Origin of the sequence: Enterocloster sp. HCN-30185, assembly GCF_037890305.1 — a bacterium.
GTDB lineage: Bacteria > Bacillota > Clostridia > Lachnospirales > Lachnospiraceae > Enterocloster.
On sequence record NZ_JBBKBT010000002.1, the window covers coordinates 19,955 to 37,182 of the forward strand.

General features: G+C 53.2%; 29 protein-coding genes. All 29 read left to right on the forward strand.

From position 1 onward, the window contains the following. Positions 1 to 18: 18 nt before the first annotated feature. The 29 genes from WKT10_RS02345 (at position 19) to WKT10_RS02485 (ending at position 17,200) form a co-directional block, all read left to right on the forward strand. Entirely contained in the window at positions 19 to 1,119 is a 1,101-nt protein-coding gene (locus WKT10_RS02345; RefSeq protein ID WP_340275230.1) for an AAA family ATPase, read from the forward strand. A gap of 13 nt (positions 1,120 to 1,132) precedes the next feature. After that, the gene (locus tag WKT10_RS02350) at positions 1,133 to 1,414 is read left to right on the forward strand and encodes a hypothetical protein (RefSeq protein ID WP_178302868.1); all 282 of its coding nucleotides are present in this window, start codon (positions 1,133 to 1,135) and stop codon (positions 1,412 to 1,414) included. Between the two features lie 5 nt (positions 1,415 to 1,419). Further along, entirely contained in the window at positions 1,420 to 1,809 is a 390-nt protein-coding gene (locus WKT10_RS02355) for a hypothetical protein (RefSeq protein WP_178302869.1), read from the forward strand. Positions 1,810 to 1,821: 12 nt separating this feature from the next. Continuing rightward, the gene (locus WKT10_RS02360; RefSeq protein WP_178302870.1) at positions 1,822 to 2,100 is read left to right on the forward strand and encodes a hypothetical protein; all 279 of its coding nucleotides are present in this window, start codon (positions 1,822 to 1,824) and stop codon (positions 2,098 to 2,100) included. Between the two features lie 11 nt (positions 2,101 to 2,111). Next, entirely contained in the window at positions 2,112 to 2,351 is a 240-nt protein-coding gene (locus tag WKT10_RS02365; protein WP_178302871.1) for a hypothetical protein, read from the forward strand. A gap of 86 nt (positions 2,352 to 2,437) precedes the next feature. Continuing rightward, complete coding sequence (locus WKT10_RS02370; RefSeq protein WP_178302872.1) at positions 2,438 to 2,593, forward strand: hypothetical protein; 156 nt, start codon at positions 2,438 to 2,440, stop codon at positions 2,591 to 2,593. A gap of 115 nt (positions 2,594 to 2,708) precedes the next feature. Continuing rightward, complete coding sequence (locus tag WKT10_RS02375; RefSeq protein ID WP_178302873.1) at positions 2,709 to 2,924, forward strand: hypothetical protein; 216 nt, start codon at positions 2,709 to 2,711, stop codon at positions 2,922 to 2,924. A 16-nt stretch (positions 2,925 to 2,940) separates the two neighbouring features. Then, complete coding sequence (locus WKT10_RS02380) at positions 2,941 to 3,099, forward strand: hypothetical protein (RefSeq protein ID WP_178302874.1); 159 nt, start codon at positions 2,941 to 2,943, stop codon at positions 3,097 to 3,099. 22 nt (positions 3,100 to 3,121) lie between these two features. Continuing rightward, positions 3,122 to 3,646: a host-nuclease inhibitor Gam family protein gene (locus WKT10_RS02385; RefSeq protein WP_178302875.1), complete on the forward strand. Its 525-nt coding sequence runs from the start codon at positions 3,122 to 3,124 to the stop codon at positions 3,644 to 3,646. Continuing rightward, complete coding sequence (locus tag WKT10_RS02390) at positions 3,643 to 4,188, forward strand: regulatory protein GemA (RefSeq protein ID WP_178302876.1); 546 nt, start codon at positions 3,643 to 3,645, stop codon at positions 4,186 to 4,188. The genes WKT10_RS02385 and WKT10_RS02390 overlap by 4 nt, the downstream gene beginning before the upstream one ends. Further along, entirely contained in the window at positions 4,112 to 4,462 is a 351-nt protein-coding gene (locus WKT10_RS02395; RefSeq protein WP_178302877.1) for an addiction module toxin RelE, read from the forward strand. Before WKT10_RS02390 ends, WKT10_RS02395 begins: the two co-directional genes overlap by 77 nt. A 26-nt stretch (positions 4,463 to 4,488) precedes the next feature. Beyond that, positions 4,489 to 4,839, forward strand: a complete 351-nt coding sequence (locus tag WKT10_RS02400) for a Mor transcription activator family protein (protein WP_178302878.1) — start codon at positions 4,489 to 4,491, stop codon at positions 4,837 to 4,839. Positions 4,840 to 4,960: 121 nt separating this feature from the next. Beyond that, positions 4,961 to 5,401, forward strand: a complete 441-nt coding sequence (locus tag WKT10_RS02405; RefSeq protein WP_178302879.1) for a hypothetical protein — start codon at positions 4,961 to 4,963, stop codon at positions 5,399 to 5,401. A gap of 11 nt (positions 5,402 to 5,412) precedes the next feature. Beyond that, complete coding sequence (locus WKT10_RS02410) at positions 5,413 to 5,706, forward strand: hypothetical protein (protein ID WP_178302880.1); 294 nt, start codon at positions 5,413 to 5,415, stop codon at positions 5,704 to 5,706. 2 nt (positions 5,707 to 5,708) lie between these two features. Then, entirely contained in the window at positions 5,709 to 6,032 is a 324-nt protein-coding gene (locus WKT10_RS02415) for a hypothetical protein (RefSeq protein ID WP_178302881.1), read from the forward strand. Further along, positions 6,025 to 6,594 carry a phage protein Gp27 family protein gene (locus tag WKT10_RS02420; RefSeq protein WP_178302882.1) on the forward strand — a complete coding sequence of 190 codons (570 nt, stop codon included), beginning with the start codon at positions 6,025 to 6,027 and terminating at the stop codon, positions 6,592 to 6,594. Before WKT10_RS02415 ends, WKT10_RS02420 begins: the two co-directional genes overlap by 8 nt. Beyond that, positions 6,587 to 8,356 (forward strand): phage terminase large subunit, encoded by a 1,770-nt coding sequence (terL, locus tag WKT10_RS02425; protein WP_178302883.1) that lies wholly within the window; start codon positions 6,587 to 6,589, stop codon positions 8,354 to 8,356. The genes WKT10_RS02420 and terL overlap by 8 nt, the downstream gene beginning before the upstream one ends. Positions 8,357 to 8,370: 14 nt before the next feature. After that, the gene (locus WKT10_RS02430; protein ID WP_178302884.1) at positions 8,371 to 9,930 is read left to right on the forward strand and encodes a DUF935 domain-containing protein; all 1,560 of its coding nucleotides are present in this window, start codon (positions 8,371 to 8,373) and stop codon (positions 9,928 to 9,930) included. Further along, the gene (locus WKT10_RS02435) at positions 9,923 to 10,675 is read left to right on the forward strand and encodes a phage head morphogenesis protein (RefSeq protein WP_178302885.1); all 753 of its coding nucleotides are present in this window, start codon (positions 9,923 to 9,925) and stop codon (positions 10,673 to 10,675) included. Before WKT10_RS02430 ends, WKT10_RS02435 begins: the two co-directional genes overlap by 8 nt. A gap of 110 nt (positions 10,676 to 10,785) precedes the next feature. Further along, positions 10,786 to 11,874, forward strand: coding sequence for a phage protease (locus tag WKT10_RS02440; RefSeq protein ID WP_178302886.1), 1,089 nt, complete (start codon positions 10,786 to 10,788; stop codon positions 11,872 to 11,874). A 3-nt stretch (positions 11,875 to 11,877) separates the two neighbouring features. Then, positions 11,878 to 12,312 carry a hypothetical protein gene (locus WKT10_RS02445; RefSeq protein ID WP_178302887.1) on the forward strand — a complete coding sequence of 145 codons (435 nt, stop codon included), beginning with the start codon at positions 11,878 to 11,880 and terminating at the stop codon, positions 12,310 to 12,312. A 16-nt stretch (positions 12,313 to 12,328) separates the two neighbouring features. Beyond that, on the forward strand, positions 12,329 to 13,216 hold the full coding sequence (locus WKT10_RS02450) for a Mu-like prophage major head subunit gpT family protein (RefSeq protein ID WP_178302888.1): 888 nt from the start codon (positions 12,329 to 12,331) through the stop codon (positions 13,214 to 13,216). A 12-nt stretch (positions 13,217 to 13,228) separates the two neighbouring features. Further along, on the forward strand, positions 13,229 to 13,684 hold the full coding sequence (locus WKT10_RS02455; protein ID WP_178302889.1) for a gp436 family protein: 456 nt from the start codon (positions 13,229 to 13,231) through the stop codon (positions 13,682 to 13,684). Between the two features lie 3 nt (positions 13,685 to 13,687). Next, positions 13,688 to 14,194: a phage virion morphogenesis protein gene (locus WKT10_RS02460; protein ID WP_340275244.1), complete on the forward strand. Its 507-nt coding sequence runs from the start codon at positions 13,688 to 13,690 to the stop codon at positions 14,192 to 14,194. 24 nt (positions 14,195 to 14,218) lie between these two features. Beyond that, positions 14,219 to 14,713, forward strand: a complete 495-nt coding sequence (locus WKT10_RS02465) for an SON protein (protein ID WP_178302890.1) — start codon at positions 14,219 to 14,221, stop codon at positions 14,711 to 14,713. Beyond that, complete coding sequence (locus WKT10_RS02470) at positions 14,700 to 14,927, forward strand: hypothetical protein (protein WP_178302891.1); 228 nt, start codon at positions 14,700 to 14,702, stop codon at positions 14,925 to 14,927. Before WKT10_RS02465 ends, WKT10_RS02470 begins: the two co-directional genes overlap by 14 nt. Further along, positions 14,921 to 16,348, forward strand: coding sequence for a DUF2586 domain-containing protein (locus tag WKT10_RS02475; RefSeq protein WP_340275246.1), 1,428 nt, complete (start codon positions 14,921 to 14,923; stop codon positions 16,346 to 16,348). Before WKT10_RS02470 ends, WKT10_RS02475 begins: the two co-directional genes overlap by 7 nt. A gap of 14 nt (positions 16,349 to 16,362) precedes the next feature. Beyond that, positions 16,363 to 16,797: a hypothetical protein gene (locus WKT10_RS02480; RefSeq protein WP_178302893.1), complete on the forward strand. Its 435-nt coding sequence runs from the start codon at positions 16,363 to 16,365 to the stop codon at positions 16,795 to 16,797. A gap of 34 nt (positions 16,798 to 16,831) precedes the next feature. After that, on the forward strand, positions 16,832 to 17,200 hold the full coding sequence (locus WKT10_RS02485; RefSeq protein ID WP_340275249.1) for a DUF6848 family protein: 369 nt from the start codon (positions 16,832 to 16,834) through the stop codon (positions 17,198 to 17,200). Positions 17,201 to 17,228: the final 28 nt, after the last annotated feature.

Below are 17,228 nucleotides of genomic sequence, written 5' to 3' on the forward strand. Positions count from 1 at the left end.
GACAGGAGGATAACGGATATGATGAGTGTGGCTGAGATCAAAGAAGAACTTAGCAAAATGAAGACGCCTTATGTAGGCATTAACCCAACAGAAGAAGAAAAACAGAGGTTTTTTATTTATATGTCAAGGCGTGAGGAATTGGCGGAACAGCTGAAGGAAGCGGAGGAAAGGGAAAGACAGGAGCATCCGGAGAAGGAGGGAAGCGGCATGAGACAGCAGATCAAAGCTCTGGTCGATGGGAAGAAAACTACCATTGCCAAGCTTGCCACAGTAACCGGGTATTCCCGGCCTACCATCTCCATGTATCTGGCTGGGAATTATAAAGGCGATGTGGAGGCGGTAGAGCGGAGGCTGGATGAGTATATGAAGACCCAAAGCTGGAATGAAGAGAAAGACAGCGCCAATGCAGTCATTCCTGCTCCGAAGACATTTTATGAGAGCCGGGATGCGCGGGCAATCATGGGAGTCTGCCAGAGCTGCCAGGATTACATGGGCCTGGGAATCGTGGTTGGCCGATCCGGATATGGAAAGACCCACACCCTTAAGCGGTATGCCAAGATGTCCAAGGTGGCCTATATCGAATGTGATGATACCATGAGCAGCCGGGATCTGATCGAGGCTATTGAGACGGCGCTGGGGATCCCCACCGGGTATGGAACGAACTGGAAGCGGATCAACGGGATCCGGGATTTCTTCAATACCAATAAGGGCTATCTGTTGATCATAGATGAGGCGGACAAGCTGGTCAGCAAGTATACCAGCAAAAAGATGGAGATCCTCCGGGGAATCTACGACCAGGCGGATGTGGGGCTGGTGATTGCCGGAGAGCCGGCGCTGGAGGCACAGATCAAGACCTACCTGCTCCGCATGGCGAACAGGGTGGACTTTTACGCTTCCCTGTCCGGCCTTAATGCAGGAGAAGTAAAGGAATATCTGGAGGGATACCGGATTGAGGATGCGGCGCTGGCGGAGCTGAAGGCACGGGCCTGCAATCCGCAGACGGGGTGCTTCCGTCTGCTCGACCGGACCATGCGCAATGTGCGCCGCATGATGGAAGCGCCGGATCAGACGATCACCCTTAAGATGATTGAGCAGGCATCCGGAATGATGATGTTATAAGGAGGAGCAGAAGATGATTATTGAGAGAGTATCAAGATGTATGTTATGCGGGGATGAAATTACAACCGAAGGAACCGTTTTAAACCAGCTGTGTGTGGGCCAGATCAATGACCTGAAGATGGAGCACCACATGAGGACACACCATAAACGCCGTAGCATCCGGTTCTGGTATCTGTTTTTAAGCCCTCTGGTGATCCTGGGGGCGCTGGCCCTCACAGCGCTGGCTGTACTGGTCTGGCTGCTGACTGCCCCGTTCTGGGCGCTGCATGAACTCTGTGAGGCAATTTGGAGGTGATGCGGATGGCAAAAAGAGAGAATCCATCGGAGAGGTTGGAACAGTTCTCAGACTGGATCAAGTCAATGGAGCCGATCTGCAAGGATGCTTCCAAGGAGGTGCAGAAGGAGGACCTGCGTATGCAGGATCTCCTGCATGCAATGGAGTTTGCCCCCAACAAGGAAGAACGCAACAGGATTGCCACTAAGATGCAGAGAAGCCGGATCACACGCAGGGATAATAAGGACCTGTACCAGAGGTATGAGCTGGTTGCGGAGTTTTTCCGCGATGGTGCGAACCGGGCCGTATTAAAACGCATGGAGCAGCTTATCAAACAGCAGAAATCAAGGGAAATGTATCTTGACGGGAAACGGGAATATAAGCCAAGAGTGGAAGGAAAAGAACAGAAGGGGTGAAAAGAGGATCGCATGAAAAAAAGACGTGTTGTGTACTGTTTTAGGATCGGTGCCGGTGCCGGATTTGCACAGGACCGGGACGGAAACCCGGCAGAGTGCTTTTTAAAACTGGGAGTATCACTGAATGAACCGGAAGGACTTATGACCCGTGAAGAACGGGAAAAAGAGAGGGAGCAGATGTTGGAGTCTGTAGCACAGCTGATGCATATAGACCCTTCTCTTGTAACGATGATTACTAAGAAAGAGTATCTGGCAGAGACCAAAAAGCCGACACGGTACACAAGGATTTAGGGGGGGATGAGATGGCACATATAGAAATATGGTATCACTGCCCGTTGTGCAAACGTGCATATGACACGGAGAGGGAAGCTGTCATATGTAAAAATAAACATCCGATTATAACAGAACGCCGTGCGGTTGGTAAAGACGGAAAAGCTGTGAGGATTGACAGACCAGGAGAGGAAGCAAGGGCATTGAGAGAAGCGGATTTAAGCGACTTTATAGAAGAGCGTAAAAGGCAATTAAAAGAAATGCAGAATTGACATCTACCATTTCGGTGATTGTACCGGGATGGCGGATAAAATTAAGGTTTTGGAAAGGCAAACATATGCTAAAGGAATATTTAACCATGGAACTGGAAAGGAGCCAGAGCAGGAAAGCAGGATACCTTCAAGAGTGCAGGAAATTAGAAGCGGTGCTGAAGGAGGCTGATATGCTCCCCATGGCTCAGGAACAAAAATTGGAGCTGGTCCAGAGTCTGAACGGGATATTAGTAGGAAAATAGGGAGCGGCCAGGATTGCAAATGACCGGATCACCCAGCTCACAGGCTTTTTAAACGTTGTGAACAGAGTACAGACAGAAGAGAAAAGCCGACAAATTAGGGATTTGGAGGTGTCAAATGAGAAGATTACGCTTGATTAAGGTAGTTGTGCCGGAGATTGTGGCCTATTTTGGAGCCACTCCGGAAGCCACGAGGCCAGACTACAGATGTACAGGATGTGGTTACGGGGTTGATAAGGCATATGTCTGCTGTCCATATTGCGGCTCAGAACTCGACTGGGACAAAGTAAGGAAGCCTTCTCAGAGATTTTTAAGGGTGTTAAAGAAACTGTAGTAGTTTGGAGGACAAGATGGACAAAGATTTTTCAAGAGAATTTATGCATGACATTGCAGATCTGCTGGAATGCTGCAAAGAAAATCATACCGATAATGTTGATCTGACATTCACGCTTGACGATCTGGAATTAAACGTGAATATCACATTTTCGGTCAAACAGATTGACAATTAAAATGACAAAGGAGAACATGGATATGGCAAGAAAAAGAATCGAGGATCAGCCTACATTAAAGACCTGGGCGGACGTGGACAGGAACCTGATGAAGATTGCGGAGAATGAGATCGCAATCGAGAACATTGTGGGGGAGATGAATAAGCAGATCAATGGGATCAAGATGATCGCCGATCAGGAGGCACAGCCCCACCATGACCAGATCAGCAAGCTGGAGAAGGAGATCAAGGAGTTTGTGGAGGAGCACCGGGAGGATCTGGGAAAGAAAAAGACCAAGGATCTGACCTTTGGCCAGTGCGGTTTCCGTCTTTCTACTTCCGTCGGTCTGCCGAAGGGGGCGGAGAAGCTGGCAGAGATGATCAAAAAGCTCCGCAGCCGTAAAATGACCGAGTGTGTGGTGACCACTGAAAAGGTGGATAAGGAGGCCCTTAAGAAGTATGGGAAGGATATAGTCACAGCGGTGGGAGCTACCTGGAAGCAGAAGGATACCTTCTGGTACGATGTGAACAAGGAAACGCTGGAACGTGCGGAGAAAGGGGCAGTATGAGGAAACAGGGAACCAAGGTGTCGATCCGTACCCTCTGGGGGCTTGCCAAGTCCCCGGAGCTGTCCCTGGATGATGAGGATCTGTACAGCCTGGTGGAGCGTGAGACGGGGAAAGACAGCCTGAGGGCATTGACCCAGGGGGAACTGGACCGGGTGGCGCAGATCCTGGAGATCCAGAAAGACCAGGGAAAAAAGCAGACAGCCGGACAGAGGTCTTACGGACGGGGAAGGCCGGAAACTGCTGCGCAGCGCCGCAAGATCTACTGTCTGACCCAGGAACTGGGATGGGCGGATAACCCAAAGCGGATACAGGGGTTCATCCAGTCGCTGTTCGGCAAAGGGGATACCGTGCGGGTCTACCGGCTGGAATGGCTGACAAGGGAGCAGTGCTCCATTGTGATCGAAGCCTTAAAGAAAATGGCAGAAAGGAAAGGACAGGAAGATGGCGAAAAGGAAGTACCAGCGGATGACGCGGAGGGAGAAGGAGGCACGGGCGCAGGTCAAAAAAGAGCTGCAGGAGAAGGGGATCCTTCCCCCGGATAAGCCAAGGTTAAACCGGAAGAAGTTTGTCCGGGAGGCAATACAGGAATATGACACCCTTCTGCAGGGGTATGATTCCGTATATTACCTGAACCGGGCGATCAGCGTATTTTTGAGTGATGTTAAGTTCACCCCGGAGCATATCGGGGTGGCAAAGGTCCTTAAGATCGCTGTGGGGACCAAGGAATACATGAACGGGCTCAAAGAGCAGGGGAAAACAACATATAATGTAAAGGATTATTATGATACGGTAGTAGATCCGATCCTGCGTCTGTAGGACCGGCGGGACAGAGAGGTGGAGCTGTGGAACGGTTAGAGGATAAGCTGACAATAACAATGATACCCGAAGGGATCTACCGGGAGATCGCGGAGGAGATCGGACTGGATAACTTTGTGCGCCTTACCCGGATCATTGGAGGCTCCACCTGTTACTTCCCCAAGACAGAAAGCCTTTTAAAACCGGTAAGGGATGAGGCAATCCGTGAGGAGTTTAACGGCTATAACCATGCGGAGCTTGCAAACAAATACGGGGTGACGCCGCGGTGGGTTCGTTATATCTGCGGGGACGGGGATGTGCCGGGTCAGATCAGCTTTGAGGATCTGCCCCAGGCCCTGAACCCTTATTATTGTCAAGAGGAAAATGCAAAAAAATAAAAGTTTGTGAAGAAACTCTTAGAAGTGCTTCATATAGATTGTTCCCTACCTGGGAATTACAATGTGGTCATGAGCAGAACGCTCGTGGCCATTTTTTGTTATGCAGAAGGAGGAAGGAAGTATGGAAGCGATCCAGACACAGTTAATGTCTACAGCAGTATCCATCGCCATGGCAGTGATCTCCCTGGGGGGCGCGTATGCGGTCTATTACATCCATGCAGCTGTCCAGAAGGTCAAGGCACAGACGGCGCAGATCAAAGACCAGGCGCTGCGCAAGCAGCTGGAGGATGCGCTGGATGATACGGAGTATCTGGCAGGTGTAACCGTGGGGGCGATCGAGCAGACTACGGCGCATCAGCTGCGGGAGGCAGTCAAAGACGGCAGAGTGGATCGGGAGGAGCTGCAGGCACTGGCAGCACAGGCGTTTGCCGAGATCAAGTCAGGCGTATCACCCACCGCACAGCAGGTGATCACAGACCAGCTGGGGGATTTTGACACATATCTGACCAACCTGATCGAGCGGAAGGTACTGGAGCTGAAAACTGCCAGCGGGAAACAATAAGGGGGGATTTCATGGAACTGGTACAGATCACTGCGGTTATTGGAGCAGCCGCTTCCCTTATCTGTACGCTGGTGGTAGGGGCACTGAGCTTTTTTATCAAACGCACCCTGTCCTCCCTGGAAAGTAATGACCAGAAAAATGCGGAGGAGATCCGGCGTCTGGGAAGGGAACTGAATGACCTGAAAGCAGACCTGCCTTTGATCTATGTCACAAGGGAGGACTTCATCCGGATCATGAACCGGGTGGAAGATAAGCTGGACCTGCTGCTGTACAACAGTCCACAGGAGAAACGAAAGGAGGAGTAAGAATGGCGATCTTAGACGACATGGACGAGCTGGAAGTGGAAAAGAACAAGGCTGTCCGTGGCTATATCATCCGGTCCCTGGCAAAGGGGAACCAGAACGCCATGCTGGTAAGGCAGATCACCAATGCACTGGTATCGGACGGGCTGATCTATTCCCCGGATATTTCCAAACATCTGGAATATCTGGAGGCAGGCGGCTACATTGAGTTTACGGATCGAAGGGCCAATGCCTACAACGTGTACCGTAAGGACGGAGTGGTAAAGCTGACTAAAAAGGGCGTGGATCTGGTAGAGGGTACGATCGAGGAGCCTGGGGTCGATGTCTAAAAAGGAGCGGCGCAGGACCCGCATCAGTGGAAGCGTGGACAAGCTTCCGGAAGGGATCCGGCTCCAGCTGGATGCAAAGCTCATGGACACATCCAACAGCTATACGGACCTTGCCTTATGGCTTAAGGAAGAGGGGTATCCTGTTTCCCGGAGCGCCATCGGGCGGTATGCGATCCGCTCCAACCAGGCAGCACAGAGGGTAGCAGAGACCCTGCAGCGCACCCAGGCGATCGCGGCGGCAGTAGAGGCGCATCCGGATATGGATTATACCAAAGCGGCCAGCATGGTTCTGATGGACGGCCTGATGCAGCGGGTCAGCACTGCGGAGGAGGACTTTGCGGAAATGCCCCTTGACAAGGCAGGACGTCTGATCGCAAGCCTGAACCGGGCAGCGACCTATGAGAAGAAGGTCAGGCAGGATATGAAAAAACGGGCCGAGCTTGCCTTTGAGGAGATGGAAACGGAGCTGATGGCGGCGATCCGCCAGGATCCGGAGCTGAAGGATGAGCTGCATGGCATATTGTTACGGGCAAAGGAGAAGGTACTGAGGGAAGATGGATAAATTAAATGCGTTTATTGAGCACCTGGAAGCAGATGAAGACAGGGAAGCCGCTGCCAACGAAGCGTACCAGCAGGAGCTTTTTAAAAAGTATGTCCTGCGGGGCGGGAACGAACCGGGGGAGCGCAGACGCCTCTGGAAGCTGTACCAGGAAGGGGCAGGGCTGACCGGCCAAAAGGGGCTGCGGAGGCAGCTGGCTGCCTTTGACCTGGAATATTTCGGCAGGGCCTATCTGTCCCATTACTTTGTCAATCCGTCACCGGCTTTCCACAAAGAACTGGATGAGGTGTGGATAAACGGGGTGATGAAAGGGATGAACCCCCTGGAACAGGCAAAGCGCATTTCCCGCATGGAGGGCTGCCGTAAGGCGATACAGGCCCCCCGTGGACATGCAAAGACCACGACCTTTACTTTCAAGGACAGCCTGCATGCATCCCTGTACGGATACAAGCATTATATCATCCTGCTGTCGGACAGCTCCGAGCAGGCGGAAGGATTTTTGGCAGGGATCAAGGACGAGATCGAGGAAAACGGTGCAATCCGGGAAGATTTTGGAAACCAGAAGGGAAAAGTCTGGAAGTCCTCAGTCATTTTATTTGACAACGGGACGAAGATCGAAGCCATTGGATCCGGTAAAAAAGTCCGTGGACGGAAGCATAAACAGTGGAGGCCGGACCTGATGCTGTGTGACGATCTGGAGAATGATGAGAATGTCGCCACACCGGACCAGCGCAGGAAACTGCGGAACTGGTATTACAAAGCGGTCAGCAAGGCAGGCGATACCTATACGGACATTGTGTATATCGGGACCCTGCTGCATTTTGACTCCCTGCTTGCCAACGTATCCAAAAACCCGGAGTACGATACCCGCAAATACCGGGGCGTGATCCAGTTTGCGGAAAATACCCAGCTGTGGGATGCATGGGAAGCCATCTATACCGATCTGGAGAACCCGGACCATAAAGCAGACGCCCTTGCATTTTTTAAGGCAAACGAAGCCGAAATGCTGAAAGGCACGAAAGTGCTGTGGGAGGAAAAGAACAGCTATTACAAGCTGATGGTTGACCGGGTATCTGACGGCGAGGCGGCATTTAATTCCGAGATCCAGAATGACCCCATCGATCCGGAAAGCTGCGCTTTTAACGAGGAGTGGTTTGATTACTATGACGATGAGGGGAAAATCCCGCCCGACTTTTCCGACCCGCGTTTCCTCTTTGTCGGCGGCAATGACCCATCCCTGGGAAAAAACAAGAAGTCGGATACCAGTGCGATCATCACCGTTGCCAAGGATGTACGGTCGGGGTATCTGTATGTTGCGCTGGCGGATATTGAGAAGCGCAAGCCCGACCAGATCATTGACGATGCTCTGGAAACCTCCAGGCGGATGAAACGGGACTATGGACGGGGATACACAAAGTTTGGAGTGGAGACGGTCCAGTTCCAGGCCTATTTTGCCGAGATCATGCGGCAGCGGTCTGCGCAGGCAGGGGAGTACCTGCCGATCGAGGAGATCAACAGCATAAAAAACAAGGATGCCCGGATCCAGTCCCTTCAGCCTTTTGTAAAGAATGGGTATATCAAATTTTCCAGACGACATAAGACGCTGTTAAAGCAGATGTCCGAGTATCCCATGGGGAAAAATGACGACGGGCCGGATGCCCTGGAGATGGTGGTCAAACTGGCGTTAGCCATACAGGGCGGGACAGCAGGTGACTATCAGAGCGTGGAGCACCGCTCCATGCGGTTTGGAACCGGGGCCTATTAAGGAGGTGGAGGCAGATGAGCAGGAAGAAAGAAAAGAACAAAGGGAAAGCCGTGATCCGGCGTCCGGAACTGGTGGAGCTGTCCCCCTCCCAGGTAACAGACAAATATTCCGACTATCCCAGCAACGGCCTGACGCCGGAAAAGCTGGCATCCATCCTGCGGGAAGGGGATGGAGGGGACGTCCTCAGGCAGTCCGAGCTGTTTGAAGAGATGGAAGAGAAGGATCCCCACCTGTTCAGCCAGTTACAGACCCGAAAGCAGGCGGTGGCCGGCCTGGATTATGAGGTGATCCCTTTTGACCCCAATGATGAGCGGGACAAGGAGATCGCAGACTTTGTGGAGCAGGCCTTAAACAGCCTGGAAGGGTTTGAAGAGGATCTGATCGACCTTCTGGATGCGATCGGAAAGGGGTTTGCTGTCAGTGAGATCATGTGGGGCTTCAAGGATGGCAGAACCGTCATAAAAGAGCTGAGGTCACGCCACCAGAAGCGTTTTTTCTGGGACAGCCTGGACGACAGCTTTAAGGTCAGAACGAAGGACAGCCCGGAAGGGATCCTGCTCCCATGCAATAAATTTGTGGTACACCGGTATAAGGCCAAAAGCGGGCATGCATCCAGGGCAGGCGTTTTAAGGATCATATCCTGGATGTATATGTTTAAAAATTACACGGTCAAGGACTGGGTGAGCTTCTGTGAGGTCTACGGGATCCCGCTCCGTCTGGGGAAATATTCCCAGGGAGCCAGCCAGGACGATAAAAAGGCATTGATGCGGGCGCTGCGCCAGATCGGGGCAGATGCATCCGGCATTATCCCGGACGGGACAGAGATCGAGTTCATCACCACAGAAAAGACCGGTTCGGTCGATCTGTTTGAACGCCTGGCACGTTATGCCGATGAGCAGATCAGCAAGGCCATCCTGGGGCAGACGCTCACCAGTGACTCTGGAGGCGGCAGCTACGCGCAGAGCAAGACCCACAATGAGGTACGCCATGACCTGACGGTGGCAGACTGCAAGGCGTTAGCCACCACGCTGAGACGTGACCTGATCCGCCCGCTGGTGTATTACAACTTTGGAGAGAACGACCGGATCCCATACCTGCGTTTTGACTGTGAGGAGAGCGAAAACTTGAAAGACCTGTCGGAAGTGATCTCCACGCTGGTATCACAGGTGGGCCTTCCGGTCCCGACTGCGTACCTGTATAAGAAGTTTGCGATCCCTAAGCCGGAGGACGGGGAGCCGGTAGCAGTCCCGTTCTCCCAGGTGGTGCGAACCGATCCGCAGCCGGCTGCATTTAAGGCATTCAAGGCCAGTCCCAGCGGAGGGAGCCAGGAACGCATTGACCAGATCGCAGACCAGGCGATACGGCAGAACGCCCCGGCGTTTAAGGCCATGTTTGCCCCTGTCTTAAAAATGGTAAAAGATGCGCAGAGCTTGGAAGAACTGAAAGCACAGTGCGAAAACGAGACCATATTGAAAGGCCTGTTAAAGGATATGAGGGCAGGGGACTTTGAGGAGCTGCTTGCTCGTACGATGCTTTTGGCAGACCTGGAAGGCAGGGGGATGGAGCATGAGTGATGAGGAGATCAGCCGGATCGTCCATGGAGGGGAGTTCCGTTTTGAGGAAGCGGTCAGCTACTTTGACAAAAAAGTCCCGGTGACTGCCGGTGTCTTTTATGATCTGGCAGACCACTACAGGGCCCTGGCATTTACCGTATCCGGCTACACGGAAGCCCAGATCATCAAAAAATTTTATGACGAGCTGCTGGACGCCCTGGAAAACGGGACCACCATGGAGCAGTTCAGGCAGTCCATGAGTGGGTTCCTGGAGCGGCAGGGATATGAAGGGCTTACCCCCTTCCAGGCAGACAACATTTTCCGGACCAATATCCAGACCGCCTACCAGGCAGGCCATTATGAGCAGATGACAGATCCGGATGTGATGCGCCTGCGCCCGTACTGGCAGTATGACGCGGTCAATGACAGCCATACCCGCCCGTCGCACCTGGCAATGGACGGCAGGGTTTTCCCGGCGGATTCCCCGGTCTGGGATACATGGTATCCCCCCAATGGGTTCCGGTGCCGCTGTACCGTCACCACGCTGTCAGCCAGGCAGGTCAAAGAGCGGGGGCTGAAGGTCGAAACGGAAGCGCCCCAGGCTGCGGACATCGGGGACGGCAGAATCGTGCAGGTCCTTCCGGATCCGAGCTTCCGGCATAACCCGGCCAAACGTCCGTTTAAGCCGGATCTGGAAGGATACCCGGAGGCCCTGAAACGGGCTTACAGATCCCAGGCCGCTAAACGGCAAAATAAGGCAACTTAGGGCATCAGGTGGTAAATTGCCCGTCCGAGATGGAACAGGGGCGTTAATAACAGCATTGACGGCGTTAATCGCCGTCCTGCGAAGGGAAACAAGACAAGGAGGACTGGAACATGGAGTATTACCAGTTAAAAGGCGAAAGCGTGGAGCTGAAAGACGCACCGGAAGTGATCAAATTACTGCCGCTGGGACACGTCCGTAGCGAAAAGGGTGACTTTGAGGTAGACCAGGAGAGCTTTGACCTGATGCGCCGCCGGTTTCTGGAACGGGGACTGGATCTTGTGATCGATTATGAGCACCAGACGTTAAAGGATGTACAGGCACCGGCTGCAGGATGGGTGAAGGATCTGATCCTCCAGGAGGATGCCATTGCCGCAAAGGTAGAATGGACTCCCAGGGCAAAGGAATATTTAAAGAACCGGGAATACCGCTATCTGTCCCCGGTCGTCCTGGTAAGGCGCAGCGACAATAAGGCGGTTGTGATGCACTCCGGTGCATTGACCAATACACCGGCGATCGACCATATGTTTGCAGTAGTAAATAAAGGATCAGACGGCGAAAAAGAAGGAGGAACCGGCATGGAAACATTATTAAAAAAGCTGGCAGCATTGTTAGGGCTGCCCGAAGAGGCATCCGAGGAAGATGTTTTAAAGGCATTTGAGGACAGGATCGGCGGGGGAAACGGGGAAGGAAACACGCCTGACCAGAAAAAGAAGGAGGGCTCCGGCGTTGAAACAGAGGACGGGGCAGCAGGGACTAACCTGGAGGAGGAAAAGGTAGTCGCTAATAAGATCATCTGCTCCCTTCTTGGATTAAAAGCAGGCGCCCCGACGTCGGAAGCCGCCGCAGCGATCATGGCATTAAAATCAGGGATCGACAGCACAGCCGCAGGAAGGCTCCGGGAGCTGGAGGAGAAACTGGCGAAACGGGATGCAGATGATGCAGTGGAAATGGCCCTTAAATCCGGAAAGATCGCACCGGCACAGAAGGAATGGGCCTCAGCCTATGCGTTAAAGGATCCGTCCGGCTTTAAGGATTTTGTTGAAAAAGCCCCGCAGGTGGTGCCAATGGAGGAGATCCAGTTTGCGACAGACGCAGCCGTCTTAAAGGGCGCACACCCGGAGGGATTAGACCGGGCGGCAAAGGCTGTATTTGCGCAGCTGGGAATCAGTGATGATGATTATAAAACATACGGGAGGTAGGACATGGCAGCATTGACAAGTGAAAGGGATACGGTCCAGGTGGCAAGAGGGGCCAGAACATTGGGACTGCCTGTTAAGGCAGGAGTTACGATCTATCAGGGGGCGCTGGTAGCAGTAGGAGCAGACGGATATGCTGTCCCGGCTAAAAAGGCAGAGAATTTAAAGGCAGCAGGACGCGCGGAAGAAACCGTTGACAACCGGGACGGAACGGACGGGGGCGCTGTAGTATGCGTATCCAGGGGGACATTTATCTGGGAAAACAGCACAGAGAACCCGGTGGCAGTCAAAGACCTGATGGGCCCCTGCTATATGGAGGATGACCAGACTGTGGGGAATGCCGGGGCAGGCGCAAGCCTGGCAGGCATTGTCCTTGCCGTGGATGAGGAAGGGATCACCGTGGAAACAGGGCTTGCCGTTACAGTGACAGCCGGAGCATAAAAGGAGGATTACATACATGGTTATCAATGGCGCAAATTTGAGGGCGATTTACCAGGGCTTCAATACAATCTACAATAAAGCGTTTGCGGAGGCAGAGCCGCAGTACCAGAAGGTTGCAACCGTTGTTCCGTCCACAACAGGGGAAGAAACCTATGCATGGCTGGGGGATATCCCCGGAATGAGGGAATGGATCGGGGATCGTGAGATCCAGAACCTGACGGCCAGCGATTACACGGTTAAAAATAAAAGCTTTGAGCTGACGGTAGGGCTGCCAAAAGAGGCGGTTGAGGATGACAAGATCGGCCTGTATAACCCATCCGTGCAGATGCTGGGACAGAGTGCTGCCCTGCACCCGGATGAGCTGGTCTTTGGCCTTCTCAAAAAGGGAACCACGGAAAAATGCTATGACGGGCAGGCCTTTTTCTCAGACAGCCATAAGATCGGCAAAAAAACGGTGAGCAACAAAGGAAAGAAGAAGCTGGGGGCGGAAAGCTATGCAGCCGCACGGTCGTCCATGATGTCCATCACCAACAGCAAAGGCCGTCCCCTGCGCCTGATCCCGGATCTTCTGGTGGTGCCGCCGTCTCTGGAAAGCACGGCGCGCAAGATCATCAAGGCGGATGAGATCGAGGGAACGACCAATACAATGAAAGATACAGCAGAGATCCTGGTGCTGCCGGATCTGGCCGATCAGGAAACTCAGTGGTATCTCTTATGTACCAGACGCCCGGTAAAGCCGCTCATCTACCAGCAGAGAAAGCCTGCAAAGTTCGTGGCAAAGACCAATGAAACGGATGACAACGTCTTTTTCTCCAAGCAGTTTTTGTATGGCGTGGACAGCCGGGGAAATGCAGGGTTCGGCTTCTGGCAGATGGCATATTTCAGTGATGGAACCGAGGCGTAAGGGGGAACAGCCATGTACAGCACCGCAGAAGAAGTAAGGGAAATGCTGAAAACAGACACGCTGGATGCCCTGATCGGCGACGCCTATATTGAGGATGAGAGGGAGCGGGAGGCAAAGATCCGTCCCCTGATCCTCCAGGCGATCCAGGACGCAGATGGGGAGATCGACGGGTATCTCGCAAAGAGATATACGGTTCCGCTTCCCAAGCCTCCCGGAAATATTGTCAAATTCAGTAAGGACATTGCAGTCTATAACCTGTTTTCCCGTATCGGCATTGATGAGGGGACCGAACAGAAGAACTTTTTAAACCGGTACAATGCGGCGATCAAATTCCTGACGCTTCTGGCGGAGGGAAAAGTATCACTTGGAATCGAAGGCGAGGGCGGGACCCAGGCAGCGGCACAGACCGGTTTTGCAGTGGACTCCAGCCCCAGGCTGTTTTCGCGGTCAAGCATGAAAGGATGGTAAACAGTGGCAAGCTGCAGTATTCGATTGGAAGGGGATATCCGGCGTCTCAGGAAACGGATGAGCCAATTTTCAGATCTGGATAAGAAACGGCTTAATAACGTGCTTTCCTCCGTGATCCGCGCCTCTACGATGGAACGGTTTAAGACCTCCAGGACACCGGAGGGAAAACGCTGGGAGCCGTCTAAAAGGGCGGAGCAGGAGGCAGGAAAAACACTGGTAAAGACCGGGACCATGAAAAATTCCATCCGCAGGTCTGCCAATGATTCCGGCTTTGCTGTCGGGACCAACAATATTTACGCGGCAACGCACCAGTTTGGAACCCCAGGGCGGCGTATCACGATCCGGGCAAAGACAAGCCGGGGGCTGATCTTTAAGATCGGCGGCCAGTGGATCCGGAAAAAACAGGTCACGATCCGGGTGCATATCCCGGCAAGGCCGTTCCTGGGGCTGTCAGAAGACGATATGGCAGAGATCAAGGGAACAGTGGAGGACTTTCTGGAAGAGACATAAAGAGACCAGAGGAGGAGCGGACGCATGTATGCGAAGTGCAGGGAATACCTGATCGACAGATTAAGGGCCAGTGGGATACAGATGGAACCCATCACATCCCTTAAGAAGCTGCAGCTATACCGGAACAGCCATGTAGGGGCCGTCCTGTTTGATGAGGAGACCCTGGAGCGGGATGGGAGCAGGCGTGTTTTTAAAGACACGGACGGGAACCCGAAGACCCGTACCTGCTTATTTAAGCGGAACGTGGTCTTTGATGTGGTGATCGGGGAATTTAATGCGGAGAAGCTGGATGCGATCTACCAGAGGTTTCTGGAGATACTGGGAAAGGGACTGTATATCAACGGCGATTTTGTTTACGTTGAACCATCTGAAGCAGAATGGGCGGAGGATGAGGACAGCATCCTGGCAGCTAAGATCGCCGTGAAGATAAGGGTCACATTTTCGGGCGGCGTATATGCAGACACACCAAGACAGAGCTTAAAAGACAAGGAGCTGGATATAGATCATGGACAAAAGTAAGGAAAGGGCAAGTGCCTCATTGCAGGAGATCGGTGGCTGGAAGCGGATGAAAGGGACCAGCGCCGCCCTGTATGCGGGTGCCTGTACCGCACAGGGATGGAAGCCGGGCCGTAGGGTGACAGAGCAGGAATATGATTCTGCCATTGCTGCCTTTGGCGGCACGGCAATGGACGGAAGGGAAAGAAAGGTTAAGAAGGAGGGCACGGGATGCTAGGAGATGTGTTTACAACGGTAAGTGACGGGCTTTTAGGGTTCTCCACGAATAAGGGGACCGGCATTTTTACTGCCATCGGTGCCTCACCGGTGAAGGCAGACCGGCCGGTGACGATCACCGGCAATATGGGGGTCCTTAAGATCCGGGAGCTTTTGGGACGTTCCCCTCTGGCTGATTCCGTCATGGACAGCGTGGAAAACGGGGCAGACCGGATCTATTGTATCCCGGTGGCTGCATCCACAGCCGGAACGATCGGACAGGTCACGGATTCCAAAAAGGGCAAGGGCAGCATGAAAGCCAGCGGAACCCCCTGCAATGCCTTTGAGGTAGTGGTTACGATCACAGGGAAAGGCGGCTTTAATAGTGCGCTGTTTATGTATTCCACGGACGGAGGCGCGACAAATTCAGATGACCTGACAGTTCCGGAGAACGGCAGCTATGAGATACCGGAAACGGGCATCACGCTGGCCTTTACGGAAGATGTGGAAAAAGAGGGATCCTTTGAGATCGGGGATGTGTACCGTTTTTCCACGACGGCCCCCAGGATGACCAGCCAGGACGTCCTTACGGCTGTGAGCCGGCTGCGCAGTTATAACGAGCTGTATGAGATGGTACATATCGTAGGCGAGAGCGATGCAGCCATGTGGGCGTCCATATCCACAGCCCAGCAGGAACTGGAGCAGGATCACCATAAGCCCCTTCTCTTTGTGATGGAGGCCTATGCCCCGGATGATGAGGAGGAGGTTTCGGACTATGTGGAGCGCCTGGAGCAGGATCGGAAAAAGGTCAGGAATTATGAGATCCAGGTCGTAGCTGCCAGAAGCCGCTACATCAAAATGGACGGACGGACCGCAGAACAGAACAGCGCCGGGATCGTGTGCGGCCTGTATGCGCGCACAAAGGTCCATCAGTCCATTGGCCGTACCGGGGATTCCTACCAGATGGGGATCAGCAGGGACAAGATGCTGGAACTGACCCCGGCCGGTATCGAGGATTCCACCGCCCTTTTGGATGCGGCGGGGTATGTAACCTTCAGGGAATATGACGGGCTGGAAAAATACTATGTATCCAATGCCAACGTCATGGGGCCGGAAGGCAGCGACTACCAGTATGCGGAGGATGTGAGGGTCCTTAATAAGATCATCCGGGAGGTGCGCAAGGAGGCACTCCAGCACCTGCAGGAGGATATCGACCTGACCGATACACAGAAGGAACTGGGGAAGATTGCGGAGTATGTGAAAGCCCCTCTGGACAGGATGGTCGAGGCAGGGGAGATATCGGATGCGGAGATTACAGTGCCGAACGGGCAGGACATACAGACAAGCAAGTCCCTGTCAATGGTGGTGCGGTATGCATCCCGCGGTTACATCCGCAGCATCCTGGTGGATCTGGGGCGTACCGGCGTGGTCATAAGCAGTTAGGAGGCAGCAGATAAATGTTAGAAGTAAATGGGCGCTCTTACTCATGGGGGGATGTGGATCTGGGGATCCCGGGCTTAAACCTGCAGATCCAGTCCATCGACTATGAGGATGAGCTGGAAAAAGAAGAGGTCTATGGAAAGGGGCAGAAGCCCCGCGGGTATGGAGAGGGCAACTATAAGGCGTCGGGCAAGGTTACACTCCTGCGAGATGACTATGACGGGCTGCTGGATTACTGCAAACGGACAGGCACACCATTGTACCGCCTGCTGTTTGGAAAAGTTACAGTCAGCTATGCCAATGACGGGGACCGAACCCGGACGGATGTCTTAAACAAGGTCACGATCACCAAAAACAGCCATAAAGCAGCACAGGGAGACAAATCCTTAAGCGTGGATCTGGATCTGCTGATCGTGGGCGGGATCGTCCGTGACGGCGTCAAACCGATGTAAATTGACAAGATAAATGGCAAAAAGGAGCAGAAAAATGGCAGAAGAAATGAAAAAAGAACAGGAAACAGCAGCGGAAACCCAGCAGAAGGAAGACGCATTGAAGGCAAAGTATGGAAAAATTTACCGGGTAGGGGTGATACTGACGCCGGATGATGATACAGAGATCGCAAAGTGTTATTACTTCCGTGCTCCAAGCGTGGCCAGCTATGACCGTTATGTCAAGACGGCATCCAACAATGCCACCCGTTCCCTTAAAACGTTCCTGATGGATGCAGTCCTCCCGGAGAGCGCCGGGGCCTTAACGGCTGACCTGGAGGAGTATCCGGCCCTGTCCATTTCCGTGGGAGAAAAGCTGCTGGCAATGATGGGACTGTCGAAAGAGACAAATTTAAAAAAGCTCTAAACAGCCACCTGGAGGCGGTCAAAGGAAG

What these genes read in the sequence shown, in the direction of transcription:
- WKT10_RS02375 (WP_178302873.1), top strand. Translation starts at nt 2,709, where the DNA reads ATGAGAAGATTACGCTTGATTAAGGTAGTTGTGCCGGAGATTGTGGCC.
- WKT10_RS02465 (WP_178302890.1), top strand. Translation starts at nt 14,219, where the DNA reads ATGTATGCGAAGTGCAGGGAATACCTGATCGACAGATTAAGGGCCAGT.
- WKT10_RS02390 (WP_178302876.1), top strand. Translation starts at nt 3,643, where the DNA reads ATGAGGAAACAGGGAACCAAGGTGTCGATCCGTACCCTCTGGGGGCTT.
- WKT10_RS02365 (WP_178302871.1), top strand. Translation starts at nt 2,112, where the DNA reads ATGGCACATATAGAAATATGGTATCACTGCCCGTTGTGCAAACGTGCA.
- WKT10_RS02475 (WP_340275246.1), top strand. Translation starts at nt 14,921, where the DNA reads ATGCTAGGAGATGTGTTTACAACGGTAAGTGACGGGCTTTTAGGGTTC.
- WKT10_RS02410 (WP_178302880.1), top strand. Translation starts at nt 5,413, where the DNA reads ATGGAACTGGTACAGATCACTGCGGTTATTGGAGCAGCCGCTTCCCTT.
- WKT10_RS02370 (WP_178302872.1), top strand. Translation starts at nt 2,438, where the DNA reads ATGGAACTGGAAAGGAGCCAGAGCAGGAAAGCAGGATACCTTCAAGAG.
- WKT10_RS02385 (WP_178302875.1), top strand. Translation starts at nt 3,122, where the DNA reads ATGGCAAGAAAAAGAATCGAGGATCAGCCTACATTAAAGACCTGGGCG.
- WKT10_RS02355 (WP_178302869.1), top strand. Translation starts at nt 1,420, where the DNA reads ATGGCAAAAAGAGAGAATCCATCGGAGAGGTTGGAACAGTTCTCAGAC.
- WKT10_RS02405 (WP_178302879.1), top strand. Translation starts at nt 4,961, where the DNA reads ATGGAAGCGATCCAGACACAGTTAATGTCTACAGCAGTATCCATCGCC.
- WKT10_RS02420 (WP_178302882.1), top strand. Translation starts at nt 6,025, where the DNA reads ATGTCTAAAAAGGAGCGGCGCAGGACCCGCATCAGTGGAAGCGTGGAC.
- WKT10_RS02440 (WP_178302886.1), top strand. Translation starts at nt 10,786, where the DNA reads ATGGAGTATTACCAGTTAAAAGGCGAAAGCGTGGAGCTGAAAGACGCA.
- WKT10_RS02380 (WP_178302874.1), top strand. Translation starts at nt 2,941, where the DNA reads ATGGACAAAGATTTTTCAAGAGAATTTATGCATGACATTGCAGATCTG.
- WKT10_RS02395 (WP_178302877.1), top strand. Translation starts at nt 4,112, where the DNA reads ATGACGCGGAGGGAGAAGGAGGCACGGGCGCAGGTCAAAAAAGAGCTG.
- WKT10_RS02360 (WP_178302870.1), top strand. Translation starts at nt 1,822, where the DNA reads ATGAAAAAAAGACGTGTTGTGTACTGTTTTAGGATCGGTGCCGGTGCC.
- WKT10_RS02430 (WP_178302884.1), top strand. Translation starts at nt 8,371, where the DNA reads ATGAGCAGGAAGAAAGAAAAGAACAAAGGGAAAGCCGTGATCCGGCGT.
- WKT10_RS02470 (WP_178302891.1), top strand. Translation starts at nt 14,700, where the DNA reads ATGGACAAAAGTAAGGAAAGGGCAAGTGCCTCATTGCAGGAGATCGGT.
- WKT10_RS02350 (WP_178302868.1), top strand. Translation starts at nt 1,133, where the DNA reads ATGATTATTGAGAGAGTATCAAGATGTATGTTATGCGGGGATGAAATT.
- WKT10_RS02415 (WP_178302881.1), top strand. Translation starts at nt 5,709, where the DNA reads ATGGCGATCTTAGACGACATGGACGAGCTGGAAGTGGAAAAGAACAAG.
- WKT10_RS02450 (WP_178302888.1), top strand. Translation starts at nt 12,329, where the DNA reads ATGGTTATCAATGGCGCAAATTTGAGGGCGATTTACCAGGGCTTCAAT.
- WKT10_RS02345 (WP_340275230.1), top strand. Translation starts at nt 19, where the DNA reads ATGATGAGTGTGGCTGAGATCAAAGAAGAACTTAGCAAAATGAAGACG.
- WKT10_RS02445 (WP_178302887.1), top strand. Translation starts at nt 11,878, where the DNA reads ATGGCAGCATTGACAAGTGAAAGGGATACGGTCCAGGTGGCAAGAGGG.
- WKT10_RS02485 (WP_340275249.1), top strand. Translation starts at nt 16,832, where the DNA reads ATGGCAGAAGAAATGAAAAAAGAACAGGAAACAGCAGCGGAAACCCAG.
- WKT10_RS02435 (WP_178302885.1), top strand. Translation starts at nt 9,923, where the DNA reads ATGAGTGATGAGGAGATCAGCCGGATCGTCCATGGAGGGGAGTTCCGT.
- WKT10_RS02480 (WP_178302893.1), top strand. Translation starts at nt 16,363, where the DNA reads ATGTTAGAAGTAAATGGGCGCTCTTACTCATGGGGGGATGTGGATCTG.
- terL (WP_178302883.1), top strand. Translation starts at nt 6,587, where the DNA reads ATGGATAAATTAAATGCGTTTATTGAGCACCTGGAAGCAGATGAAGAC.
- WKT10_RS02455 (WP_178302889.1), top strand. Translation starts at nt 13,229, where the DNA reads ATGTACAGCACCGCAGAAGAAGTAAGGGAAATGCTGAAAACAGACACG.